General features: G+C 66.5%; 21 protein-coding genes. 11 read left to right on the top strand and 10 right to left on the bottom strand.

Going from position 1 to position 24,905, the window contains the following annotated elements:
- Positions 1–21 precede the first annotated feature (21 nt).
- Together ABE463_RS04935 and ABE463_RS04930 are read left to right on the top strand one after the other, a co-directional pair.
- Positions 22–1,587 carry a protein adenylyltransferase SelO gene (locus ABE463_RS04935; protein WP_346467438.1) on the top strand — a complete coding sequence of 522 codons (1,566 nt, stop codon included), beginning with the start codon at positions 22–24 and terminating at the stop codon, positions 1,585–1,587.
- Positions 1,588–1,629: 42 nt separating this feature from the next.
- A complete protein-coding gene (locus ABE463_RS04930; RefSeq protein ID WP_123729042.1) occupies positions 1,630–2,166 on the top strand; it encodes an adenine phosphoribosyltransferase in 537 nt (178 codons plus the stop codon).
- A gap of 104 nt (positions 2,167–2,270) precedes the next feature.
- Here the strand turns inward: ABE463_RS04930 and dbpA are convergent, their stop codons facing one another.
- Together dbpA and ABE463_RS04920 are read right to left on the bottom strand one after the other, a co-directional pair.
- On the bottom strand, positions 2,271–3,653 hold the full coding sequence (gene dbpA, locus ABE463_RS04925; protein WP_123729043.1) for an ATP-dependent RNA helicase DbpA: 1,383 nt from the start codon (positions 3,651–3,653) through the stop codon (positions 2,271–2,273).
- Positions 3,654–3,686: 33 nt separating this feature from the next.
- On the bottom strand, positions 3,687–4,763 hold the full coding sequence (locus ABE463_RS04920; protein ID WP_346467437.1) for a YeiH family protein: 1,077 nt from the start codon (positions 4,761–4,763) through the stop codon (positions 3,687–3,689).
- Between the two features lie 104 nt (positions 4,764–4,867).
- Here ABE463_RS04920 and ABE463_RS04915 point away from each other — a divergent pair, with 104 nt between their 5' ends.
- Complete coding sequence (locus ABE463_RS04915; RefSeq protein WP_346467436.1) at positions 4,868–5,764, top strand: LysR family transcriptional regulator; 897 nt, start codon at positions 4,868–4,870, stop codon at positions 5,762–5,764.
- A 35-nt stretch (positions 5,765–5,799) separates the two neighbouring features.
- Positions 5,800–7,677 carry an ATP-binding cassette domain-containing protein gene (locus ABE463_RS04910; protein WP_346467435.1) on the top strand — a complete coding sequence of 626 codons (1,878 nt, stop codon included), beginning with the start codon at positions 5,800–5,802 and terminating at the stop codon, positions 7,675–7,677.
- Between the two features lie 45 nt (positions 7,678–7,722).
- On the opposite strand, the gene ABE463_RS04905 is transcribed toward ABE463_RS04910, so the two are convergent.
- Positions 7,723–8,184, bottom strand: coding sequence for a cytochrome c (locus tag ABE463_RS04905; protein ID WP_019183110.1), 462 nt, complete (start codon positions 8,182–8,184; stop codon positions 7,723–7,725).
- 8 nt (positions 8,185–8,192) lie between these two features.
- Positions 8,193–8,567 (bottom strand): c-type cytochrome, encoded by a 375-nt coding sequence (locus ABE463_RS04900; RefSeq protein WP_346467434.1) that lies wholly within the window; start codon positions 8,565–8,567, stop codon positions 8,193–8,195.
- Between the two features lie 204 nt (positions 8,568–8,771).
- Between ABE463_RS04900 and ABE463_RS04895 the strand changes: the two genes are divergently transcribed.
- Genes ABE463_RS04895 through ABE463_RS04885 form a run of 3 tightly spaced genes read left to right on the top strand, consistent with a single transcriptional unit; the run spans position 8,772 to position 16,521 of the window.
- Complete coding sequence (locus tag ABE463_RS04895) at positions 8,772–9,917, top strand: efflux RND transporter periplasmic adaptor subunit (protein WP_346467433.1); 1,146 nt, start codon at positions 8,772–8,774, stop codon at positions 9,915–9,917.
- On the top strand, positions 9,914–13,423 hold the full coding sequence (locus ABE463_RS04890; RefSeq protein WP_346467432.1) for an efflux RND transporter permease subunit: 3,510 nt from the start codon (positions 9,914–9,916) through the stop codon (positions 13,421–13,423). The genes ABE463_RS04895 and ABE463_RS04890 overlap by 4 nt, the downstream gene beginning before the upstream one ends.
- Complete coding sequence (locus tag ABE463_RS04885) at positions 13,420–16,521, top strand: efflux RND transporter permease subunit (RefSeq protein ID WP_259260424.1); 3,102 nt, start codon at positions 13,420–13,422, stop codon at positions 16,519–16,521. Before ABE463_RS04890 ends, ABE463_RS04885 begins: the two co-directional genes overlap by 4 nt.
- Positions 16,522–16,659: 138 nt before the next feature.
- Here ABE463_RS04885 and ABE463_RS04880 read toward each other — a convergent pair whose 3' ends face one another.
- The 6 genes from ABE463_RS04880 to ykgO form a co-directional block, all read right to left on the bottom strand.
- On the bottom strand, positions 16,660–17,880 hold the full coding sequence (locus ABE463_RS04880) for a TraB/GumN family protein (RefSeq protein ID WP_121042125.1): 1,221 nt from the start codon (positions 17,878–17,880) through the stop codon (positions 16,660–16,662).
- A gap of 4 nt (positions 17,881–17,884) precedes the next feature.
- Positions 17,885–18,415 (bottom strand): N-acetyltransferase family protein, encoded by a 531-nt coding sequence (locus ABE463_RS04875; protein WP_346467431.1) that lies wholly within the window; start codon positions 18,413–18,415, stop codon positions 17,885–17,887.
- A gap of 19 nt (positions 18,416–18,434) precedes the next feature.
- On the bottom strand, positions 18,435–19,322 hold the full coding sequence (locus ABE463_RS04870) for a carbon-nitrogen hydrolase (RefSeq protein WP_259261085.1): 888 nt from the start codon (positions 19,320–19,322) through the stop codon (positions 18,435–18,437).
- 344 nt (positions 19,323–19,666) lie between these two features.
- Positions 19,667–20,701 (bottom strand): agmatine deiminase family protein, encoded by a 1,035-nt coding sequence (locus ABE463_RS04865; RefSeq protein WP_346467430.1) that lies wholly within the window; start codon positions 20,699–20,701, stop codon positions 19,667–19,669.
- 46 nt (positions 20,702–20,747) lie between these two features.
- The gene (locus ABE463_RS04860; protein ID WP_346467429.1) at positions 20,748–21,074 is read right to left on the bottom strand and encodes a hypothetical protein; all 327 of its coding nucleotides are present in this window, start codon (positions 21,072–21,074) and stop codon (positions 20,748–20,750) included.
- A 166-nt stretch (positions 21,075–21,240) separates the two neighbouring features.
- Positions 21,241–21,366: a type B 50S ribosomal protein L36 gene (gene ykgO / locus ABE463_RS04855; RefSeq protein WP_057628212.1), complete on the bottom strand. Its 126-nt coding sequence runs from the start codon at positions 21,364–21,366 to the stop codon at positions 21,241–21,243.
- A gap of 194 nt (positions 21,367–21,560) precedes the next feature.
- On the opposite strand from ykgO, the gene cmk reads away from it, so the two are divergent.
- From cmk to ABE463_RS04835, 4 genes are all read left to right on the top strand, one after another.
- Positions 21,561–22,241, top strand: a complete 681-nt coding sequence (cmk, locus tag ABE463_RS04850) for a (d)CMP kinase (protein ID WP_046273768.1) — start codon at positions 21,561–21,563, stop codon at positions 22,239–22,241.
- A 193-nt stretch (positions 22,242–22,434) separates the two neighbouring features.
- Complete coding sequence (gene rpsA, locus ABE463_RS04845; RefSeq protein WP_121042136.1) at positions 22,435–24,120, top strand: 30S ribosomal protein S1; 1,686 nt, start codon at positions 22,435–22,437, stop codon at positions 24,118–24,120.
- 87 nt (positions 24,121–24,207) lie between these two features.
- Positions 24,208–24,513, top strand: coding sequence for an integration host factor subunit beta (locus ABE463_RS04840; RefSeq protein ID WP_346467428.1), 306 nt, complete (start codon positions 24,208–24,210; stop codon positions 24,511–24,513).
- Between the two features lie 103 nt (positions 24,514–24,616).
- On the top strand, positions 24,617–24,901 hold the full coding sequence (locus ABE463_RS04835; protein WP_346467427.1) for a LapA family protein: 285 nt from the start codon (positions 24,617–24,619) through the stop codon (positions 24,899–24,901).
- The last annotated feature ends 4 nt before the right edge of the window (positions 24,902–24,905 follow it).

The raw sequence follows: 24,905 nt of genomic DNA, 5'->3' as shown, positions 1-24,905 counted from the left end.
GTCTGCCCCCATTTCATGCCCATGAGCACCCAGCCCCTGCGTTTCGACAACCGTTTCATCCGTGACCTGCCCGGCGACCCGGAAACCGGCCCGCGCGTGCGCGAGGTGCGGGAGGCCGCGTGGTCCTCGGTCATGCCGACGCCGGTTGCCGCGCCACGGCTGCTGGCGTACTCGCCTGAGGTGGCCACGCTGCTGGGCATGGGCGAGGACCTGATCGAGAGCGAGGATTTCGCGCGGGTGTTCGGCGGCAATGCGCTGTATGCCGGGATGGCACCGTGGGCGGCCAACTACGGTGGCCATCAGTTCGGCCATTGGGCGGGGCAGCTCGGCGATGGCCGTGCGATCTCGCTGGGCGAGCTGCTCACCCCGGACGGTGCGCATTGGGAGCTGCAGTTGAAGGGCGCCGGGCGCACACCGTACTCGCGGGGCGCCGACGGGCGTGCGGTGCTGCGCTCGTCCATCCGCGAGTTCCTGTGCAGTGAAGCGATGCATCACCTTGGCGTGCCGACCACGCGCGCGCTGAGTCTGGTCGGCACCGGCGATGCCGTCGTGCGCGACATGTTCTACGACGGTCACCCTGAAGCCGAACCCGGCGCGATCGTGTGTCGCGTCGCGCCGTCGTTCATCCGCTTCGGCAGCTTCGAACTGCCGGCCTCGCGTGGTGACACGACGTTGCTGCGGCAGTTGGCCGATGTCTGCATCGCGCGCGATTTTCCTGCGCTGGCAGAGGCGGGCGAGGCGCGCCATGCACGCTGGTTCGCCGAGATCTGCGAACGCACCGCGGTGCTGGTCGCGCACTGGATGCGCGTCGGCTTCGTGCACGGGGTGATGAACACCGACAACCTCTCCATTCTCGGGCTCACCATCGATTACGGCCCGTATGGCTGGGTCGAGGACTACGATCCGGAGTGGACCCCCAACACCACCGACGCGCAGGGCCGACGCTATCGTTTCGGCACGCAGCCGCAGGTGGCGTACTGGAATCTCACCCGGCTGGCGCAGGCCTTGGCACCGCTGTTCGAGGATGTCACCCCGCTGCATGACGGGCTGGCGCGTTTCCAGCAGGTGCACGCGGACTGCGAGCGCGCCGCCATCGCCGCGAAGCTGGGCCTGGACACCTGCCGCGATGACGACGTGGCGTTGATGGCGGCGTGGCTGGAGATTCTGCACGAGGGCGAGATGGACATGACCCTGGCCTTCCGTGGGCTGATGGCGCTCGATCCCGCATCGCCTTCCGTGGCGGTGCTGGAGGAGGCGTTCTACAGCCCGGCCCGTCGCGACGCGGTGCTGCCGTCGCTGCAGGCATGGCTGCAGCAGTACGCGGTGCGCCTGCGCGGCGATGGCCTGAGTGCACACGCGCGCCAGCAGCAGATGGGCCGCGCCAATCCGGTCTACGTGCTGCGCAACTGGCTCGCCCAGGAGGCGATCGAACAGGCGGAGCAGGGCGACCTGAGCGGCGTGCATACGCTGCTGGAGGTGCTGCGGCGGCCGTATGAAACGCAGCCGGGGCGCGAACACTTTGCGGCCAAGCGGCCCGAGTGGGCGCGTGTGAAGGCCGGCTGCTCGATGCTGTCCTGCAGCTCGTAAGCGCCTCGGTTACCCTATGCCACCCTGTTTGTTTCCAGACCCATGACCGAGTCTTCCGCCACGCCCGCCTGGGCCGGCCGCCTGCGCGACATCGCCGATTTCCCCAAGCCGGGCATCCTGTTCAAGGACATCATGCCGTTGCTCGCCGACGGCCCGGATTTCGCGGCTGCCATCGATGCGATGGTCGCGCCCTGGCGCGATGCCAACCTGCAGGCGGTGATGGGGATCGAGTCGCGCGGGTTCATCCTCGGTGCGGCCATGGCGCGGGTGCTGGGCGTGGGCTTCGTACCGGTGCGCAAGCCGGGCAAGCTGCCGGGCAAGGTGCTGCGCCAGGATTACACCCTGGAATACCGCACGGACAGCATTGAAGTGCATGCTGATGCCTTGCCGGCCGGCGCACGCGTGCTGGTGATCGATGATGTGCTCGCCACGGGCGGCACTCTGCTGGCGGCGTTGTCGCTGGCCCGCCAGCTGCAGGTCGAGGTGGTTGGTGCGGCCGTGCTGGTGGAGCTGGCCGGCCTCGGTGGCCGCGACCGCTGGACGGATGACGTCCCGCTGCTGGCCAACCTGGTCTATTGATCCGGGAATCCGCGCGGGCCTACCGCCTCCGGTAGTGCCGGCCGCTGGCCGGCACCTCACACGCCGCGACGAAAGTGCAGCCGACCAACGGTCGGCTCTACCGCTCAGACATCCATCTTGCGGACACGGAACCGGCGGCCCTTGATCTTGCCGGCCTCCAGCTGGGCGATCGCCCGGCCAGCCTGCTCGCGTGCGATGGCCACATACGAGCGCGTGGCGTAGATGTCGATCTTGCCGATGTACTTGGCCGCCAGCCCGGCATCGCCGGTCAGTGCGCCGAGGATGTCGCCCGGGCGCAGCTTGTCGGTCTTGCCGCCATCGATGCGCAGCGTGGTCATCGCGGCCTGCGGCAGCACCGGCGGGCGTGCGGTGGCCAGCGGCGTCTTCTGCCAGTCCAGCGGCTTGCCCTGTGCCAGTTCCAGCGCATCGGCGCGGTTGCGCTCGCGGTGCGTCACCAGGCTGATCGCCAGGCCCGTGGCACCGGCGCGGCCGGTACGACCAACGCGATGCTCGTAGGTTTCGATATCGGTCGGCAGCTCGTAATTGATCACCGCGGCCAGGTCCTGCACATCCAGGCCACGCGCGGCCACGTCGCTGGCAACCAGCACGTTGCAGCTGCGGTTGGCGAAACGCACCAGCACTTCGTCGCGGTCGCGCTGTTCCATCTCACCGTGCAGCGGCAGTGCGGAGAAACCGAACTGCTGCAGCGAAATGGCGACATCGTCGACATCGCGGCGGGTATTGCAGAACACCACCGCCGATTCCGGCGTGTACTTGAGCAGCAGGCCGGCCAGCGCCTTCTGCTTCAGCGCCAGCTCGGTCTCGCAGAACAGGTGGCGGATCGCCGGCGCATGATCGGCGCCTTCCACGGTCACTTCCACCGGATCGCGCAGCAGCACGCGGGCGATCTCGCGGATCTCATCCGGGAAGGTCGCCGAGAACAGCAGCGTCTGACGGTCCTTGCTGGTGCGCCCGGCGATCTCGCGGATCGGCTCTTCAAAGCCCATGTCCAGCATGCGGTCGGCTTCGTCCAGCACCAGGGTGGTCACGCCGCCCAGGTGCAGCACGCGCTTGCGGCCCAGTTCCTGGATGCGCCCGGGGGTGCCGACGACGACCTGCGGGTCGTGTGCTTCCAGCGAGGCCAGCTGCGGGCCCAACGGCATGCCGCCGGTCAGCACCAGCAGTTTCAGGTTCGGAATGCCGGTGGCCAACTTGCGGATCTGCTTGCCGACCTGGTCGGCCAGTTCGCGGGTCGGGCACAGCACCAGCGCCTGGGCGCGGGTCACCGATGGGTCCAGCGCCTGCAGCAGGCCCAGCCCGAAGGCGGCGGTCTTGCCGCTGCCGGTCGGGGCCTGTGCGATGACATCGCGGCGCTCAAGGATGGCCGGCAGGCTCTGGGCCTGCACGGGGGTGAGCGAGGTATAGCCCATGGCATCGATGCCGGGCAGCAGCGCTGGTTTCAGCGGCAGGGAGGAGAATTCAGACATGCGGTAGTGTCGCAGAAGTCCGCCCGGCGTGCCTCAGCCGAGCAGCGCGTGCACGCCCAGGTTGATCCCCAGCCCGCCCGCCAGCAGCCAGCCGAACAGCAGCAGCGCCAGCAGCAGCGGCGTCATCCCGGCCTTGCGCAGCGCCGAGGCATGCGTGGTCAGACCGAGCGCGGCCATCGCCATCGCCAGCAGCACGGTGTCCAGATCGATCGCCGCGCTGACGACGGCCGCCGGCAGCACCTGCAGCGAATTGAGCCCGGCCACCGCGACGAAGCCGAACGCGAACCAGGGCACCACGATCCTGGCGCGCTGGCCGGGCGCCCCAGGCGCACCACCGCGCGCCAGCAGCATCGACAGCCCGATCAGGAACGGTGCCAGCATCATCACCCGCACCATCTTGGCGATCACGGCGGTGTCGGCCGCAGCTGCGCTCACGGCGCGGCCGGCCGCGACCACCTGCGCAACCTCGTGCACGGTCGAGCCGGTGAACACGCCGTAGGCCTGCGCGCTCATCGGGATCCAGCCGTGCGCCTGATTGAGCTGGTACAGCAACGGGTACAGGAACATCGCGAGCGTGCCGAACACCACCACGGTGGACACGGCCACGGTCACCTGTTCGGCGCGCCCGCGCACCACCGGCTCGGCCGCCATCACCGCCGCCGCCCCGCAGATAGAGCTGCCCGCGCCGATCAGCAGGGCGCTCTCCTTGTCGAGGCCGAACCATCGCGTCCCGGCCCACCAGGCCAGCGCGAACGTGCTGGTCAGCACCAGCGCATCGATCAGCACCCCGCTGATACCGACCTGGCCGATGTCCTGGAAGGTCAGGCGCAGGCCGTACAGCACGATGCCCGCCCGCAGCAGCCAGTGCCTGGAAAAGCCGACCCCGGCGTTGGCATGGGCCGCCAGCCGCGGGTAAAGGGTATTGCCCACGACGATGCCGAGCACGATGGCCAGGGTCAGCGCGCTGATGCCGTGTGCCTGCAGCCACGCCAGCGGCGCCAGTCCCATGGCCGCGGCCGCAACGGCGCCGGTCAGCAGCAGCCCGGGCAGGCGGCCGCGCCAGCGCTGCGCGGTGGTGGGTGAGGGCAGGGCGGCGGCAAAGATGTTCACAAGGGTCTCCAGTCAACGCACAGCCGTAGCCTGCGCGTCGCCGACAAACCTGTAAAACGCATTGCTTGTGTCAATTCGACCTGTTTAGTGCGTTAATTGTCGTCATGCACCTCACCCTCCGCCAATGGCAGGTTTTCGTCGCCATTGCCGACGCCGGCACCACGGCTGCGGCGGGCGCGCAGCTGGCGTTGTCGCAGTCGGCCACCAGCGCCGCGCTCAACGAACTGGAAAGCCAACTGGCCAACCCGCTGTTCGACCGGATCGGGCGCCGGCTGGTGCTCAACCCGCAGGGGCGGGCGCTGCTGGATCCGGCCCGCGCGCTGCTGGTCGCCGCCGCCGATCTGGAGCGGCTGGCCGGCGCAGGGCAGTCCAACGCCGGCGCGCTGCCTCTGCTGCTGCGGCTCGGGGCCAGCACCACGATCGGCAACTACCTGCTGCCGCCCCGCGTCGCCGTGCTGCTGGCCGATAACCCGCAGGCGCAGGTGGACCTGCGGATCGGCAACAGCGCCGACGTGGTCGCGGCCGTACAGCGCCTGGAGGTCGACCTGGGCCTGATTGAAGGCCCGTGCCATGAAAGCGGCCTGCAGGTGCTGCCGTGGCAGCGCGATGATCTGGTCATCGTGGGCGCGCCGGGAACGATGCCCACGTGCATGAATGTCGCGGCGCTGGCGCAGGCCCGCTGGCTGCTGCGTGAGCCGGGTTCGGGCACCCGCGAGGCGGTCGAGCAGGCGCTGCTGCCGCACCTGCATCACTTTGCCCGCGCCATGCAGCTGGGCAGCACCGAGGCGATCAAGCAGGCGGCTGCGGCCGGGCTTGGCCTGGCGTGCGTGTCGCGGCATGCGGTGGCCGATCTGCTCGCGCTGGGCAGCTTGAGCGTCGTGGAAACGCCGGTGCCGCCGATGTCGCGCCAGCTGTGGGTGGTACGCCATCCGGGCAAGCGGGTGCCCGCGGCGCTGTGGGCGCTGCTGGGGCTGCCTGCGGACGCGTTCGGTCAGGAGTAAGCGACGCGGTTGCCGCCAGACCGTACAATGGTCGGATGCCTCTGATTACTCTGCAAAACGTCGACTTCAGCGTCGGCGGCCCCCTGTTGCTGGAAAAAGCCGAACTGTCGATCGAGCCGGGCGAGCGTATCGCCCTGATCGGGCGCAACGGCGCCGGCAAATCGACCCTGCTCAAACTGCTGTCCGGCGATCACAAGCCCGATGATGGCGAAGTCCGCGTGCAGCAGGGGGTGCGCATCACCCGCCTGGAACAGGAGGTGCCGCACGGTGCCGCCGGCAGCGTGTTCGACGTGGTCGCCGATGGCCTGGGCGAACTGGGCCAGTGGCTGGCCGAGTTCCACCACCTGAGCATGGCCGACGATTTCGACGGCGATGCGCTCTCGGCCGTGCAGGCCAAGATCGATGCCGCCAACGGCTGGGGCCTGGATCAGCGCGTCAGCGAGACCCTGACCAAGCTGGACCTGGACGGCGATGCCGAATTCGCGCGCCTGTCCGGCGGCATGAAGCGCCGCGTGCTGCTGGGCCGCGCGCTGGTGTCCTCGCCGGATCTGCTGCTGCTCGACGAACCGACCAACCACCTGGACATCGAAGCCATCGACTGGCTCGAAATGTTCCTCAAGAACTGGAACGGCAGCGTGGTGTTCGTCACCCATGACCGTCGCTTCCTGCGTGCACTGGCTACCCGCATCGTCGAGATCGACCGCGGCCAAGTCACCAGCTGGCCGGGCGACTGGGCCAACTACGAACGCCGCCGCGAAGAGCGCATGAACGCACAGGCGCAGGAAAACGCGCGCTTCGACAAACTGCTCGCGCAGGAAGAAATCTGGATCCGCCAAGGCATCAAGGCCCGCCGCACCCGCGACGAAGGCCGTGTGCGCCGCCTCAAGGCCATGCGCAACGATCGCTCGCAGCGCCGCGAACTCGGCGGCAACGTGCGCATGGAAGCCGCGCAGGCGGAGAACTCCGGCAAGAAGGTGATCGACGTCAAGGACATCTCGTTCGCCTTCGGCGAGCGCGTGATGGTCAAGGACTTCAGCACCGTCATCCTGCGTGGCGACCGCATCGGCCTGATCGGGCCGAACGGCAGCGGCAAGACCACGCTGCTCAAGCTGCTGCTGGGCGACCTGCAGCCGCAGAGCGGCGAAGTGCGTGCCGGTACCAACCTGCAGATCGCCTACTTCGACCAGTACCGTGCGGTGCTGCGCGAAGACTGGACCGCGATCGAGAACGTGGCCGAGGGCCGTGATTTCATCGAGTTCAACGGCAAGCGCAAGCACGTGCATGCCTACCTGCAGGACTTCCTGTTCTCGCCCGAGCGCGCCCGCGCGCCGATCACCCGGTTGTCCGGTGGTGAGCGCAACCGCCTGCTGCTGGCCAAGCTGTTCGCGCAGCCGTCCAACCTGCTGGTGATGGATGAACCGACCAACGATCTGGATGTGGAAACCCTCGAGCTGCTCGAAGAGCTGCTGAGCGATTACACCGGCACGTTGCTGCTGGTCAGCCATGACCGTGACTTCCTGGACAACGTGGTGACCTCCACGATGGTGATGGAAGGCGATGGCGTGGTAGGCGAGTACGTGGGCGGCTATACCGATTGGCAGCGCCACGCTGCACGCGTGGCCGCCGCGGCTGCGTCCGCGCCCGTGGTGGCGGCCAAGCCGGTTGCTGCGGCCGCTGCCGCGCCGGCCGAGCCCAAGCGCAAGCTGAGCTACAAGGACGCGCGCGAGCTGGAACAGCTGCCGCTGAAGATCGAAACGCTGGAGAAGGACGTCGAAGGCCTCACCGCCGCGATGAACGACCCGGCGTTCTATCAGCGCAGCGCGCCCGACATGGCCGCGCACAATGCGAAGCTCGCCAAGGTGCAGGCCGAGCTGGATGCCGCGTACGCGCGCTGGGAAGAGCTGGACGCCTGATCCGGCGATCGATGTAGAGCCGACCGTTGGTCGGCTCCACCGTCGTCACTTCAAGCCGTGCAGATCCCGCAGCTGGGTCGGCCGTGAGCCGAAATACGCCGCCAGATCGGCGATGTCCTGATCACTCAGGTCGGTCGCCTGCGGGGTCATCAGCGCGTGCTGGCGATCCCCCGCGCGGTAAGCCTGCAGGCTGTGCGCCAGGTAATCCCCGTACTGCCCACCCAGTTTCGGATAGGTCGGGTCGATCGGCTTGTTGCCGTCCGCCCCGTGGCAGTCGATGCAGCTCTGGCCGGTGGCTTTGCCCTTGACCTGGGCACGCGCCTCACCGGCGGCGATGCGGCCGGCCGGCAGGCCGGCGGAGGAGCCGGACCCGTGTTCACCACTGGCGTGGCCCGGATCGGCGGCGGAATCTGCGCTGTTCTCCACCTGTGACTGCGAACACGCAGTCATCAGCAGGGCAACGGACAGGGCGATGGCGTAACGCTGGAGTGGCGTGGCTTTCGACATGAGCGCGCTTATTTGACGGTGGACAGGTAAACAGCGAGATCGGCGATCTCCTGTTCGCTGAAACTCATCGACTGCGCCTGCATCGTCGGATGCTTGCGCTTGCCGTGGCGGTACTCGGTCAGCGCCTGGCTGAGGTACTCACGGGTCTGCCCGCCGATTTTGGGCACTTTGTAGCTGGGGTAGGCGTTCTTGTACCCGGTGATGCCGTGGCACCCCTGGCACGTGTAGGCCAGGACCCGGCCATTGTCGAACCGGCCGGTGACGGCGGCGGCCGGAGCGGTGGGGACGGGCACTGCTGGAGCAGGTGTTGCGGCCTGTGCGGCGGCCCCGAGGGGCAGGAGGACGGCCAGAACGAGACAAGCGGCGAGCGGCTGCGGGCGCATGATGTCCTTTTCCGATAAACGGGTCTGGTCGTTCCGGCGTGGGGTACGGAACTGGGCCGAGTATAGCCTGCCATTTCATCTAGCTGAAACCGGGCCCGGGAAGCCATCGCCGCAGGTCACCATGACCTTTGGGATATGGTGTAGTCGTGACGTGGTGCATTACTTTGCTACCACACCTGCCCACGCATCCTTAGGGACACGACGATGTCGCGACATTCTTTCCTGCTCGGCCGCACCGGACGCTGTGCCGCTGCATTGCTGATCACCTCCACCCTGCTGCTGAGCGGCTGCGGTGGCGCCGGTCCCGCCGAAGCCAACGCCGCTGAAAAGGACGGCAAGGCCGAGAAGAAGGTCGATGCGGTACCGATCGAAGCCGTTGCCGCCAGCCATCGCGCCGTCGCCGCCAGCTACACCGGCACGGCCGCACTGGAGCCCAGGGGTGAGTCGCAGGTGGTCGCCAAGACCTCCGGCGTCGCGCTGGCGGTGCTGGTCGAAGAGGGCCAGCAGGTACGTGCGGGGCAGCCGCTGGTGCGGCTGGATCCGGACCGTGCGCGCCTGGCCGTGGCCCAGAGCGAGGCGCAGATGCGCAAGCTGGAGAACAACTACCAGCGCGCCCAGAAATTGATCGGCCAGCAGATGGTCAGTGCCTCGGACGTCGACCAGATCAAGTACGACCTGGAGAACGCCCGCGCGCAGTACCGGCTGGCCACGCTGGAGCTCTCCTACACCACGGTGATCGCACCGATCTCGGGGGTGATCGCCTCGCGTTCGATCAAGACCGGCAACTTCGTGCAGATCAACACACCGATCTTCCGCATCGTCGACAACTCACGCCTGGAAGCCACGCTCAATGTCCCCGAGCGCGAGCTGGCCACGTTGCGTCCCGGCCAGCCGGTCACGCTGATCGCCGATGCGCTGCCGGGCAAGACCTTCCCGGGCACGGTGGATCGCATCTCGCCGGTGGTCGATGCCGGCAGCGGCACGTTCCGCGTGGTCAGCGGGTTCGGCGAAGATGCTGAAGGCCTGCAGCCGGGCATGTTCGGCCGCATCCGGATCGACTACGACCAACGCGCCGATGCCCTGGTCGTGCCGCGCATCGCATTGCTCGACGATGGCGAGCCGGCGGTGTTCCGCGTGCGCGAGGGCAAGGCCGCGCGCGTGCCGGTCAAGCTCGGCTATGCCGAAGGCCCGTGGGTGGAAATCCGCGAGGGTCTGGCCGCCGGTGACCAGGTGGTGACCGCCGGCAAGGTGGCGCTGCGTGACGGCACCGCGGTGCAGGTGATCGGTGCCAAGCCGGCCGCCACTGCCGTCGCCAAGCCGGCACCGGCCAAGGCGGAGAGCCATCAATGACAGCGGCCGGCAATGACCACGGCAATGATCCGCACCAGGGCGATCGCCCGGGTACCCAAGGCGGCGGCCTGGTGGAATTCGCCACCCGCCGGCGCGTCACCATCGCGATGTTCACCGTCACGCTGACGCTGTTCGGGTTCATCGCGCTGGGCAACCTCAAGGTCAACCTGCTGCCCGACCTGAGCTACCCGACCCTGACCGTGCGCACCGAATACACCGGTGCGGCCCCGGCGGAAATCGAAACGCTGATCACCGAGCCGGTCGAGGAAGCCGTCGGCGTGGTCAAGAACCTGCGCAAGCTCAAATCCATTTCGCGTACCGGGCAGAGCGATGTGGTGCTCGAGTTCGCCTGGGGCACCAACATGGACCAGGCCAGCCTGGAGGTGCGCGACAAGATGGAAGCGCTGAACCTGCCGCTGGAGGCGAAATCGCCCGTGCTGCTGCGCTTCAATCCGTCCACCGAGCCGATCATGCGCCTGGTGATCTCGGCCAAAACCGATCCATCCAGCGATGCCGAGGCCGTGCGCCAGCTCACCGAGCTGCGCCGCTACGCCGATGAAGATCTGAAGAAGAAGCTGGAGCCGGTTACCGGCGTGGCGGCGGTCAAGGTGGGCGGCGGTCTGGAGGATGAAATCCAGGTCGACATCGACCAGCAGAAGCTGGCCCAGCTCAACCTGCCGATCGACAACGTCATCAAGCGGCTCAAGGAAGAGAACATCAACATCTCCGGCGGTCGCCTGGAGGAGGGCTCGCAGCGCTACCTGGTGCGCACCGTCAACCAGTTCGCCGATCTGGAGGACATCCGCAACCTGCTGGTGACCACGCAGAGCAGCAACGGCAGTGCCGCCGATGCAGCGATGCAGCAGATGTTCGCCATCGCAGCGTCGACCGGCTCGGATGCCGCCATCGCGGCCGCCTCGGCGGCACAGAGCGCGTCCAGCAGCAGCTCCACCAACATCGCCAATGGTGTGCCGGTGCGGCTGAAAGATGTCGCCACCGTGCGCCAGGGGTACAAGGAACGCGAAGCGATCATCCGTCTGGGCGGCAAGGAAGCGGTCGAGCTGGCGATCTACAAGGAGGGCGATGCCAACACGGTCTCGACGGCCGAGGCGCTGCGTGCGCGTCTGGAGCAGATCAAGGGCCAGGTGCCCGCCGATGCCGAACTGACCACGATCGAAGACCAGTCGCGCTTCATCGAACATGCCATCAGCGACGTCAAGAAAGACGCGGTGATCGGCGGCATCCTCGCCATCCTGATCATCTTCCTGTTCCTGCGCGACGGCTGGAGCACGTTCGTGATCAGCCTGTCGCTGCCGGTCTCGATCATCACCACGTTCTTCTTCATGGGCCAACTCGGCCTGAGCTTGAACGTGATGTCGCTCGGCGGTCTGGCGCTGGCTACCGGCCTGGTGGTGGATGACTCGATCGTGGTGCTGGAGAGCATCGCCAAGGCGCGCGAGCGTGGCCTGAGCATTCTGCAGGCCGCGATTGAAGGCACCCGTGAAGTGAGCATGGCCGTGGTCGCCTCGACCCTGACCACCATCGCGGTGTTCCTGCCGCTGGTGTTCGTGGACGGCATCGCCGGCCAGCTGTTCCGCGACCAGGCGCTGACCGTGGCGATCGCGATCGCCATCTCGCTGCTGGTCTCGATGACCCTGATTCCGATGCTGAGCTCGCTCAAGGGCCGCCCGCCGCTGGCCTTCCCGGAAGAACCCGCGCATCAGCCGTGGCAGCCGGACAGCCGCTGGCTGAAGCCGGTCGCCGGCAGCCGTCGCGGCGTGGGCACGCTGGTGCGCTGGATCTGCTTCGGGATGGCCTGGTCGGTGATCCGCGTCTGGCGCGGTCTGGTGGCCGTGGTCGGCCCAGTGATGCGCAAAGCCAGCGATGTGGCGATGAAGCCCTACGCCGGTGCCGAGCGCGGTTACCTGAAGCTGCTGCCGGGCGCGCTGCATCACCCGGGCAAAGTGCTGGGTCTGGCCGCGCTGGCGTTCGTCGGGACGATGGCGCTGGTGCCGATGCTGGGTGCGGATCTGATCCCGCAGCTGGCGCAGGACCGCTTCGAAATGACCGCCAAGCTGCCGGCCGGCACGCCGCTGAAGCAGACCGATGCGCTGGTCCGCGAGATGCAGCTGGCCCATGCCAAGGACGACAGCATCGCCTCGCTGTATGGGGTCAGTGGCAGCGGCACCCGGCTGGATGCCAGCCCGACCGAGAGTGGCGAGAACATCGGCAAGCTGACCGTGGTGATGGCCGGTGGCGGCAACGCGCGCACCGAAGCGGCGATCACCGAGCGTCTGCGTGAATCGATGCAGCAGCACCCTGGCGTGCAGGTCGATTTCGCCCGTCCGGCGCTCTTCAGCTTCTCCACCCCGCTGGAAGTGGAACTGCGCGGCCAGGACATGGCGACGCTGGAAACGGCCGGCAAGGCGCTGGCCGCGATGCTGCGCAACAACCCGCACTACGCCGACGTCAAATCCACGGTGGAAGAGGGCTTCCCGGAGATCCAGATCCGCTTCGACCAGGAGCGCGCCGGTGCCTTGGGCCTGACCACGCGCCAGATCGCCGATGTGGTGGTCAAGAAGGTGCGCGGTGACGTGGCCACGCGCTACAGCTTCCGCGACCGCAAGATCGACGTGCTGGTGCGGGCCCAGGAAGGTGACCGGGCCAGCGTGGACAGCATCCGCCGCCTGATCGTCAATCCGGGCAGCAACCGGCCGGTGACGCTGGATTCGGTGGCCGAGGTGGTGGCCACCAACGGCCCGAGCGAGATCCATCGCGCCGACCAGACCCGCGTGGCGGTGGTCTCGGCCAACCTGCGCGACATCGACCTGGGCGGTGCCGTGCGTGAAGTGCAGGACATGGTCGCCAAGCAGCCGCTGGGTGCGGGTGTGGGCATGCACATTGGTGGGCAGGGTGAGGAGCTGGCCGACTCGGCGCGCTCGCTGATCTTTGCCTTCGGCCTGGCGATCTTCCTGGTCTACCTGGTGATGGCCTCGCAGTTCGAATCGCTGCTGCACCCGTTCGTCATCCTGTTCACCATCCCGCTGGCCCTGGTCGGCGCGATCCTGGCGCTGATGCTGACCGGCAAGCCGATTTCGGTGGTGGTGTTCATCGGGTTGATCCTGCTGGTGGGGTTGGTGACCAAGAACGCGATCATCCTGATCGACAAGGTCAACCAGCTGCGCGAGGCCGGTGTGCCCAAGCGCGAGGCACTGGTGGAAGGCGCGCGTTCCCGCCTGCGCCCGATCATCATGACCACGCTGTGCACGCTGTTCGGCTTCCTGCCGCTGGCGGTGGCCATGGGCGAGGGCGCCGAAGTGCGCGCGCCGATGGCGATCACCGTGATCGGCGGCCTGCTGGTCTCCACGCTGCTGACGCTGGTGGTGATCCCGGTGGTGTACGACCTGTTGGATCGTCGTGGCGATGCCTACTACCGCGAGCGCGGGCGCCACCTCAAGACGCGCGTGTCCGGGACGGACCCTGACGCTGCACAGGAGCCGGCATGAGCATTGCCGAGTTCTCCATCCGCCGGCCCATCACCACGATCATGTGTTTTGTATCGTTGGCGGTGGTGGGCCTGATCGCCTCGTTCCGGCTGCCGTTGGAGGCGTTGCCGGACATCTCCGCGCCGTTCCTGTTCGTGCAGGTGCCGTATACCGGGTCCACCCCGGAGGAGGTCGAGCGCAACATCATCCGGCCGACCGAAGAAGCGCTGGCGACAATGACCGGGATCAAGCGCATGCGCTCCTCGGCCACCTCCGAAGGCGCCAGCATCTTCATCGAGTTCACCGACTGGGATCGCGACATCGCCATCGCGGCGTCGGATGCCCGCGAGCGCATCGATGCGATCCGCAGCGACCTGCCTGACGACCTGCAGCGTTACAACGTGTTCAAGTGGTCCAGCAGCGACGACCCGGTGCTGAAGGTGCGCCTGGCCAGTGCCACCGACCTGACCGGCGCGTACGACATGCTCGACCGCGAGTTCAAGCGGCGCATCGAGCGCATCCCGGGCGTGGCGCGGGTCAACATCTCCGGCGCGCCACCGAACGAGGTCGAGATCGCGATCAGCCCGGACCGGTTGACCGCGCACAACCTGAGCATCAACGAGCTCAGCGACCGCCTGCGCACGCTGAACTTCTCGATCTCGGCCGGGCAGATCGACGACAACGGCCAACGCGTGCGGATCCAGCCGGTGGGCGAGATCACCGACCTGCAGGAACTGCGCGATCTGGTGATCGACACGAAGGGCCTGCGGCTGGGTGACATCGCCGAGATCCGGCTCAAGCCCACCCGCATGAACTACGGCCGCCGCCTGGACGGCAACCCGGCCGTGGGCTTGGATATCTTCAAGGAGCGCAGCGCCAACCTGGTGGAAGTCTCGCGTGCCGCGCTGGCTGAGGTGGAGGCGATCCGCAAGCAGCCTTCGATGCGTGATGTGCAGATCAAAGTGATCGACAACCAGGGCAAGATGGTCACGTCCTCGCTGCTGGAGCTGGCCGAGGCCGGTGCGGTGGGCCTGCTGTTGTCGGTCACGGTGCTGTTCTTCTTCCTGCGCCACTGGCCGTCCACGCTGATGGTGACTCTGGCGATCCCGATCTGTTTCGTGATCACGCTGGGCTTCATGTACTTCGCCGGTGTCACCCTCAACATCCTGACCATGATGGGCCTGCTGCTGGCGGTCGGCATGCTGGTGGACAATGCCGTGGTGGTGGTGGAAAGCATCTACCAGGAACGCGAGCGCATGCCCGACCAGCCGCGGCTGGCCTCGATCATCGGCACCCGCAACGTGGCCATCGCGCTGAGCGCCGGCACCCTGTGCCACTGCATCGTGTTCGTGCCGAACCTGTTCGGTGAGACCAACAACATCAGCATCTTCATGGCGCAGATCGCCATCACGATCTCGGTCTCGCTGCTGGCCTCCTGGCTGGTCGCGGTGAGCCTGATCCCGATGCTGTCGGCGCGCATGCAGACGCCCAAGCTGGTGCATTCGGAGACGGGCGTGATCGCCCGCCTGCAGCGCCGCTATGCCAAGGTCCTGCAGTGGACGCTGGAGCACCGTGGCTGGAGCGTGTTCGGCATCGTGATGGTGGTGCTGATCAGCCTGGTGCCCATGAAGCTGACCAAGATCGACATGTTCGGTGGCGAGGGCGGCCACGAGGTGTTCATCGGCTACAACTGGAAGGGGGCTTACACCTTCGGCCAGATGTCCGAGGAAGTGGCGCGCGTCGAACGCTACCTGGACGACAACCGCCAGGCCCTGCACATCACCCAGGTGTATTCCTGGTACAGCGAGCAGGAAGGCAGCAGCACGATCGTGACCTTCGATACCGCGCACGCCAAGAACATGCCGGCCGTGCAGGAAGCACTGCGCAAGGGGCTGCCTCGCTCGGCGCGTGCCGATTACGTGGTCGGCAACTCGGGCGACGGCGGCGGCAGCGGCGGCGGCAACAACCAGGTGCAGGTGCAGTTGGTCGGCGACTCGACCAAGATGCTGCAGGAGATCGGCGAGGAAGTCGTGCCGTTGCTGGCCCAGCGCAAGGAACTGCGCGATGTGCGCATCGACAACGGCGAGAAGGGCAGCGAGCTGTCCATCCATGTGGACCGCGAGCGCGCGGCCGCCTTCGGCTTCAATGCCGAGCAGGTCGCCAGCTTCGTCGGCCTGGCCCTGCGTGGCGCGCCGCTGCGCGAGTTCCGCCGCGGTGACAGCGAAGTACCGGTATGGGTACGTTTCGCCGGTGCCGAGCAGAGCAGCCCGGAGGACCTGGCCAGCTACACCGTGCGCACCGGTGACGGTCGTTCGGTGCCGCTGCTGAGCCTGGTGGATGTGGCGATCAAGCCCTCGGCTACGCAGATCGGTCGCACCAACCGCCAGACGACGCTGACCATCAAGGCCAACCTGGCCGAGAAGGTGACCGTGCCGGAGGGGCGCAAGGCCATGGAGGAGATGCTCAAGCCGATGAGTTTCCCGGCCGGCTATACCTTCAGCTTCGACGGTGGCGACTACGGCGACGACGACCAGGCGATGTCGCAGATGATGTTCAATCTGGTGATCGCGCTGGTGATGATCTACGTCGTGATGGCGGCCGTGTTCGAATCGCTGCTGTTCCCGGCGGCGATCATGAGCGGCGTGCTGTTCTCGATCTTCGGCGTGTTCTGGCTGTTCTGGATCACCGGCACCTCGTTCGGAATCATGTCCTTCATCGGCATCCTGGTGTTGATGGGCGTGGTGGTGAACAACGGCATCGTGATGATCGAGCACATCAACAACCTGCGCCGCCGTGGCATGGGCAGGACCCAGGCCCTGGTGGAGGGCTCACGCGAGCGCCTGCGCCCGATCATGATGACGATGGGCACCGCGATCCTGGCGATGATCCCGATCTCCCTGACCGACACCCAGCTGCTCGGCAATGGTCCGCCGTACTACCCGATGGCCCGCGCCATCGCCGGCGGCCTGGCGTTCTCCACGGTGGTCAGCCTGCTGTTCCTGCCGACGATCTACGCCATGCTCGATGACATGAGCACGGCGGTGTCGCGGATCATCCAGCGCGCGCGTGGCCGCGGCGTGGATGCTCCGGTGGTCGAGCCGGGGGCGGAATCGGTTTGAGGGTGCGGGGAGGCCCGTTGGGCGGGCCTCCCTTTTTTGGCGAACCGCATCCACGCATGCACTACCCGCGGCTCCCACATTCGTGCACAAAAAAGGCCACGCATTGCGTGGCCTTTCGATTCACAGCCGGCGCGGGAATCACCCCGCGACCTTGCCCCACACCTGGAACCCGGTCAGCCACAACCCGAGCATGCTGCCCAGGTTGGTCAGCATGAAGGTCAGCACCACGCGGGTCACGCGGTTGCGGTACCAGCCCTTCACGCTCTGCGCATCGTCGCGCAGTTTCAGGAAGTCTTCGTAGGCCGGCTTGCGCAGGCGCGCTTCCACCAGGGCGGAGAACGCACCGGTCGGAATGCTCAGCCGGAACGGCTTGAACGGCGCGACCACGATCGCGGTCAGGATGCTGAGCGGGTGGCTGCCGGCCAACAGGCAGCCCAGGCCGGCCAGACCGCCGGTGTACATCGCCCAGACCGCCAGCAGCTCACTGCCGACACCCAGGCCACCGCGATAGAAGCCCACACCGATACCGGTCAGCACGATGGCGAGGATCGCCAGCGTAATCCAGGGAATGTTGCGCTTCTTCGGCACGTCTTCCAGCGACTCGCGCAGCGGGCCCGGCGCGTCGGTGTCGGTTTCCAGGTACTTCGCCAGACCGGCCAGATGACCGGCACCGACCACCGCGAGCACTTCGCGCTGGGCCGGGTCGTGCACTTCACGCAGGCGCGTAGCCATGTAGCGGTCGCGCTCGCCGATGATGGTTTCGTACAGGGCAGGGCTCTCGCTGGCGAACTCGCCGAAGCTGGCTTCGAGCATGTCGCCCTGCTTGAGCTTCTCGATCTCGTCTTCGCCCACTTCCTCGGACGCGAACAGGCCAGCGCCCAGGCCCATCACCAGCTTGATCTTGCCGAAGAAACCCAGGCGCTGCGAGGCACGTCGGAAGGTCAGCCCGACCTCGCGGTCGATCAGATGCACGGGCAGGTTGCGTTCGTTGGCCAGGGTCACTGCGCGCTTGAGCTCGGCACCCGGCTCGATCTCGAGCTGTTCGGCCAGGCGGCGCTGGTAGGCGGCCAAGGCCAGGTTGGCGGCGAACAGGGCGACGCGGCCCTTGCGGATCACCTCGACCAGGTCCAGCTTGGCCAGCGCATCCGGATCGGTCAGTGCCTGCAGGCGCTGCGCGTCCAGCTCGACCGCAACCGCATCGAAGCGGCCACTTTCGATCGCACGTTCCACCGCTTCCACGCTGGCCTGCGAGACGTGCGCGGTGCCCAGCAGGGTGTAGCGCACGCCATCGCGTTCGACGATGCGGACGGGCTGGCCGGCGAACAACGTGTCGCCGGCGTCAATCAGGGTATCGGTCATTGCATCATTCATTCGAAGGGGCGCTGTCGGCACCATCGCCGAGCGCGCGCTGCATCTGGACGGTATCCAGCCAGCGGCCATGCTTGCGGCCGAGGCCGCGGAAAACGCCGACGGTATGGAAACCGAAACGCTCGTGCAGTTTGATGGAGGCGGCGTTGGTGGGCTCCCCGATGACGGCCACCATCTGCCGGTAACCGCGCGCGACGCAGGCATCGATCAGGCCCTGCATCAGCGCCGTGCCGACACCGCGGCCCTGGAACGCCGCATCCACATAGACCGAATTCTCCACGGTCCACTGGTAGGCGATCCGGCCGCGGTAGGTATTGGCGTAGGCATAGCCGGCCACCTGGCCATCGACCTCGGCCACGATGTACGGAAAGCCGCGGCCGACGATGTCCTGCATGCGGCGGCGCATTTCCGCCGCCTCCGGAATCTCGTACTCGTAGGTGTTGACGAAATCGGTCACTTCCACCGCATAGATCGCGGTGATGGCCGCGATATCGGCATCGGTGGCATCGCGCAGGTGCACGGTCACGGTGGGGTGTCCTGGTCGGTCAGTCGATGTAGCGCTTGAGCAGATCGCCGTATGCATCGATGCGGCGATCACGCAGGAACGGCCAGATGCGGCGGACGTGTTCGCTGCGCTGCAGGTCCACATCGCAGACCAGCACGGTCGGCTCGCCACCGGCTTCGGCGATGAACTCGCCCTGCGGGCCCAGCACGTGGCTGTTGCCCCAGAACTGGATGCCCGAGGCGCCCATCGGCGAGGCTTCATGGCCGACGCGGTTGCAGCTCAACACCGGCACGCCGTTGGCCACCGCATGGCCGCGGTGACTCAGCACCCACGCATCGCGCTGGCGGCCCTGTTCGTCGCGCTGGTCATCCGGGTCCCAGCCGATCGCGGTGGGGTAGAGCAGCAGCTCGGCACCGGCCAGCGCCATCAGGCGCGCCGCTTCCGGATACCACTGGTCCCAGCACACGAGCACGCCAAGGCGACCCACCGAGGTGTCAATCGGGGTGAAACCCAGATCGCCCGGGGTGAAGTAGAACTTCTCGTAGAAGCCCGGATCGTCCGGAATGTGCATCTTGCGGTACTTGCCGAGCAGGGTGCCGTCTTTCTCGAAGACCACCGCGGTGTTGTGGTACAGCCCGGCCGCGCGACGCTCGAACAGCGAGCCGACGAGCACCACACTGTGCTTCTTGGCCAACGCCCCCAGCCGCTCGGTGCTCGGGCCCGGGATCGGTTCGGCCAGATCGAACTCATCGACCGACTCGTGCTGGCAGAAATACGCCCCGTTGTGCAGCTCCTGCAGCAGGATCAGCTTGGCACCCTGCGCGGCCGCTTCAGCCACGCGCGCTTCGATGACGGCCAGATTGGCCTCGGCATCGCCGTGGTTGCGCTCCTGGATCAGGGCGACGGAAAGGGTGTGGCGTGAGCTCATCCGGAGACGGTCCTGCAAGGGGAAAAACGCAGTTTATCGCGGATGGGTGCACGCAGCGTGCTGGCTGCTAAATGGGCAACACCCGCGCGCCGATAGTGCCGGCCGCTGGCCGGCTCCGCAGAATGCTCCGGGCAACAGTTCACTGGCCAGGCGCATCGGCGTGGCCTGTCGCTCTTCCGTTGGCCGCCAGTGCACTGTCGAAGGGATGGCGGGGGCGGAGGTGCGGGACCGTCAGGGCGCCATGGATGGCGCCCACGAGCCCCCAGGGATGGGTTTACGGCGCGTCCCGCACCTCCGCCCCTGCCAGCCCAGCCTCCGCAGCCTTCAGGCCGCGTGCTTTGCTGTCAGGCCAGCAACCCCGCCGGCAGCTGCATCGTGATGCAGTGCAGGCTGCCGTTCTGCCAGATCAGCGAACGGCACGGCACCGGCACGATCTCGCGGTCCGGATAGGCCTGGGCCAACACCGCACGCGCAGCCTCGTCCGCCGCATCGCCGTAGGCCGGCATCAGCACCGCGCCGTTGAGGATCAGGTAGTTCGCATACGAAGCAGCCAGGCGGCGGCCTTCGTCGATCACCGGCTGCGCCCACGGCAGCGGGAACAGGCGGTACGGCTGGCCGTCCGTGGTGCGCAGCGCCGCCAGCTCCGCACCCATCGCCTGCAGTTCGGCGTAGTGCGAATCGCCCGCGTCGTCGCAGGCCTGGTAGACGATGCTGTCGGTCGAGGCGAAGCGGGCCAGGGTATCGATGTGGGCGTCGGTATCGTCGCCTTCCAGATAGCCATGATCCAGCCACAGCACACGGTCCTGCGCCAGCCAGGTGGCCAGGTCCGTGCTGAGCGATTCGCGGCTGCGGTCCGGATGGCGCTCGTGCAGGCACTGCCAGGTGGTCAGCAGGGTGCCGGCGCCGTCGGTCTCGACGCCGCCGCCCTCCAGCGCGAATGGAATGCTCTGCAGCTCCGCGTTGTTGAACAGGCCTGCAGCGTGCAGCACACCGACCAGCTGATCATCCAGGCTGGCGTCGAACTTGCCGCCCCAGCCGGTGAAGCGGAAGTCCAGCAGGCGGAAGCCACCCTCGGCACGCTTGAGCGTGATCGGGCCGGAGTCGCGCAGCCAGGTGTCGTCGTACTGGGCGGTCACGAACCGCACGCGGTCCGTGTCGATCCGGTTCGAACGCAGGCGCGCATCGGCGTACGCCTCCAGGTCGTCGTCGGCGACGATGATCACCACCGGCTGGAAGCGGGTGATGGCCGCGACGAGCGCGATGTAGGTGTCCTCGACGTCACCCAGGCGGTCGGCCCAGTCGGTGTCGGCGTGGGGCCAGGCGATCAGGATGGCGGACTGGGATTCCCATTCGGCCGGAAAGCGGAGCGTGTCGTTCATGATCTCAGTGCGATGGCCCGCCGGCTGGCGGGCAAAGGGAAAGGGGTCAGCGGATCGGCGGTTTCGGCCCGATCTCGTTGGCGTCGGCGCGGTTGGCCACCACGTCGATCACCTTCTGCTTTTCGAAGTAGACGGTGAACTGCGGGTAGACCCAGCGGTTGATCGTGGGCCACTGGCGCTTCTGCCCGCCGCGCGGATCCAGGCGCTCGCCCGGGTCGCCGAACTGGGCCTGGACCTGCTGCATGCTCTGGCCGCGGACGGGCAGGGCGACGGCGGGCTTTTCACGGCTGCGGTCGATCAGCAGCGTGTCGGCGTGGGCATTGGAAACGGCCAGCACGGCCAGCAACGGCAAGGTGGTCAGGTAATGCTTCATCTCGATCTACTCCCCAGTGGTCAAGAATGTGGAAGGTCCCACGACCGACGGTCGTGAGCTACCCGGCGATTACACCAAAAATGGCAGCAAAAAGCCGCCCGGAGGCGGCTTTTTGTTCATCACCCGGTCCGCTGAGGGACCGGTGGCGGCCGTGAGGCCAGCCGGCTCAGCGCTGGCGAGCCTTGAAGCGCGGGTTCGACTTGCAGATCACGAAGATCTTGCCGCGGCGACGGACGACCTTGCAGTCGCGGTGACGGGTCTTGGCCGACTTCAGGGAAGACAGGACTTTCATTGCATACCTCGGCGTAAACGTTGGATTCGGTTGGAGCGCGGCCGCGATATGCAGATGACAATCGGCAGGTGACGCCCGTTCAAGCCCGCCATTCTACCGGGCTTTTTCCCATCCTTTCAAGTGGTTGGGCCAAAAAAGTCTCAAGCCGCCCCGGGCAGGGGCTAGAATGGGCGGTCACATCTACCGGGAAACCCATGAATCAGCTTCCATCCGTGCTCACCATCGACGGTCCTTCCGGGGCCGGCAAAGGCACTGTCAGCCGCATTGTCGCACGCCGCCTGGGCTGGCATTACCTGGATTCGGGCGCCCTGTACCGGGCGGTGGGCGTGGCCGCCAGCTGGGCTGATATCGATACGTCCGACGCCTCGGCGCTGGTGCGCTGCACCTTCGACACCCACGTGCGCTTCGTGGAATCGGCCGATGGCGGGCTGCGGGTGCTGGTCAACGAGACCGATGCCACCGACGAGCTGCGCCTGGAGACCACCGGGGCGCTGGCCTCGGCCATTGCGGCCATCCCGGAGGTCCGGGCGGCGCTGAAAGAGCGCCAACGCGCATTCAGGATGGAGCCGGGCCTGGTCGCCGACGGACGGGACATGGGCACGGTCATCTTCCCGGACGCCCCATTCAAGGTGTTTTTGACCGCCAGCGCCGAGGAACGGGCCGAGCGGCGGCATAAGCAGTTGAAAGACAAGGGTGTTTCGGTTAACTTTGACGACCTCCTGCGCGAGATCATGGCCCGCGACGCCCGTGATGCACAGCGCACAGTGGCGCCCCTGAAGCCGGCAGACGATGCCGTCGTCATCGACACCAGTGGTATTGGCATCGACGCTGTCGTTGCCAAGGTATTGGATCTGCTTCCGGTTTCGGGTGCCTGATCCGTTGTAAAGGAGGCCGTCAATCCATCGACGGTGTCGCACTATCGCAAGGCAACAAAAGCTCCGTCCCGCAATGATGCGTGGCGGTTTTCCTACTTAACACACGACCTGCGTTTCCGGGGTCGACCAACAGGCGGGCAGTAAGCGGTTCCCTTCGGGGGCCAATGCCCATGTGTCCAACAGAGTAAATCTAATGACCGAATCATTTGCAGAGCTGTTCGAAGCCAGTCAGGCCAATCTGGCCAAGCTGAAGCCGGGCTCGATCGTCAGCGGTGTCGTTGTTGAAGTCCGCGGCGATGTCGTGGTGATCAACGCCGGCCTGAAGTCCGAAGGCATCGTGCCGATCGAACAGTTCCGTAACGACGCTGGCGAGATCGATGTCGCTGAAGGCGACGTCGTCAAGGTTGCCCTCGATTCCATCGAGAACGGCTTCGGTGAAACCGTTCTGTCGCGTGAGAAAGCCAAGCGCGCGATGGTGTGGGACGAGCTGGAAGAAGCGTTGGAAAAGAACGAAACCATCACCGGCCGCATCAGCGGCAAGGTCAAGGGTGGTTTCACCGTGGACATCAAGGATGTCCGCGCGTTCCTGCCCGGTTCGCTGGTGGATGTGCGCCCCGTGCGCGACCCGGCCTACCTGGAAGGCAAGGAGCTGGAATTCAAGCTCATCAAGCTGGACCGCAAGCGTAACAACGTCGTTGTGTCCCGTCGTGCAGTCGTCGAAAGCGAGCATTCGGAAGAGCGCGAGCAGCTGATGGACAAGCTGCAGGAAGGCGCGATCCTGAAGGGTGTCGTCAAGAACCTGACCGATTACGGCGCATTCGTGGACCTGGGCGGTATCGACGGCCTGCTGCACATCACCGACATGGCCTGGAAGCGCGTGCGCCATCCGTCCGAAGTCGTGAACGTCGGCGACGAGCTGGACGTGCGCGTGCTGAAGTTCGACCGCGAGCGCAACCGCGTTTCGCTGGGTCTGAAGCAGCTGGGCGAGGATCCGTGGGACAACATCGCCCGTCGTTACCCGGCCAACAGCCGCGTCTTCGGCAAGGTCTCCAACGTCACCGATTACGGCGCATTCGTCGAGATCGAGCCGGGCGTCGAAGGTCTGGTGCACGTGTCCGAAATGGATTGGACCAACAAGAACGTCAACCCGTCCAAGGTTGTGCAGGTCGGTGACGAAGTTGAAGTCATGGTCCTGGACGTCGACGAGGAGCGTCGCCGCATCTCGCTGGGCATGAAGCAGGTTGCCGCCAATCCGTGGGAAACCTTCGCTGCCATCCACAAGAAGGGCGACAAGGTGTCGGGCCAGATCAAGTCGATCACCGACTTCGGCATCTTCATCGGCCTGGACGGCGGTATCGATGGCCTGGTGCACCTGTCCGACATCAGCTGGAACACCACCGGCGAAGACGTGGTCCGCAACTACAAGAAGGGCGACAACCTGGACGCAGTGGTCCTGGCCGTCGATCCGGAGCGCGAGCGCATCAGCCTGGGCGTCAAGCAGCTGGAGCAGGATCCGTTCGGTCAGTACATGGCTGCCAACCCGAAGGGTTCCAAGGTCGAAGGCGTGGTCAAGGAAGTGGACGCCAAGGGCGCTACCATCGAACTGGCTGACGGCATCGAAGGCTACGTGGCCGCTCGCGACGTTGCGAACGAGCGCGTGGACGACGCGACCCAGTTCCTGAAGGTCGGCGACAAGGTTGAAGCCAAGTTCGTGGGCATGGATCGCAAGGGTCGTACCCTGCAGCTGTCGATCAAGGCCAAGGACGACGCGGAAATGCGCGAAGTGCTGGAGGAATACCAGTCCTCTTCGGCTTCGAGCGGCACCACCCAGCTGGGCGCGCTGCTGCGTGCACAGCTGAACGGCAACAAGTCCGAGTAATCGGTCTGTCGCTGTCGTAGTTTCCTGGGCGGCCCGGACATCAGTCCGGGCCGTTTCAGGGTCTGAGTTCCTCCCCAAGAGCCCGTAATGACCAAATCCGAGCTGATCGAAATCCTGGCGCGCCGACAGGCGCATTTGAAGTCGGACGATGTCGATCTGGCCGTGAAGTCGTTGCTGGAAATGATGGGTGGGGCGCTGGCCGGCGGGGATCGCATCGAGATCCGCGGGTTCGGCAGTTTTTCGTTGCACTACCGGCCTGCACGGCTGGGGCGCAATCCCAAGACCGGGGAATCGGTCGCATTGCCGGGCAAGCATGTCCCGCATTTCAAGCCGGGCAAGGAACTGCGTGAGCGCGTCAGCGCCGTGGTGCCGCTGGAAGGCGATCCTGCCTGAGTGTCCATCCGCCAAGGGGCGGATGCGTGATTTCCATGGAGTCGGCTGGTGGAGCGGAGTGTTAGTCCGCTACTCTTGAGCCCTACGGAACTGGAGCTGCTGCATGAACATCGTACGTCTGCTGATCCTGCTGGCGGTTCTGGTCGTGGGTCTGATCATCGGCGCCCTCAACTCGCAGCCGATCATCATCAGCCTGGGCTTCACCCAGATCAATTCCACCACCGGCGTGGCGATCATCATCGCCTTGTTGTCCGGTGCAATCATCGGCGGCGGCCTCGTGCTTGCCAGCATGGTGATCCCGCTGTACGCCAAACTGCGCCGCGCGCAGAAAGCCGCGCCTGCCGTGGTCGTGGCACCCCCTTCTTCTTCTACATTCGACGGACGCTGAGCGC

The sequence above is a fragment of the Stenotrophomonas sp. TWI819 genome, assembly GCF_039673075.1.
In the GTDB taxonomy this organism is placed as follows: domain Bacteria; phylum Pseudomonadota; class Gammaproteobacteria; order Xanthomonadales; family Xanthomonadaceae; genus Stenotrophomonas; species Stenotrophomonas rhizophila_B.
This window is presented reverse-complemented; position numbering and strand designations above follow the sequence as displayed.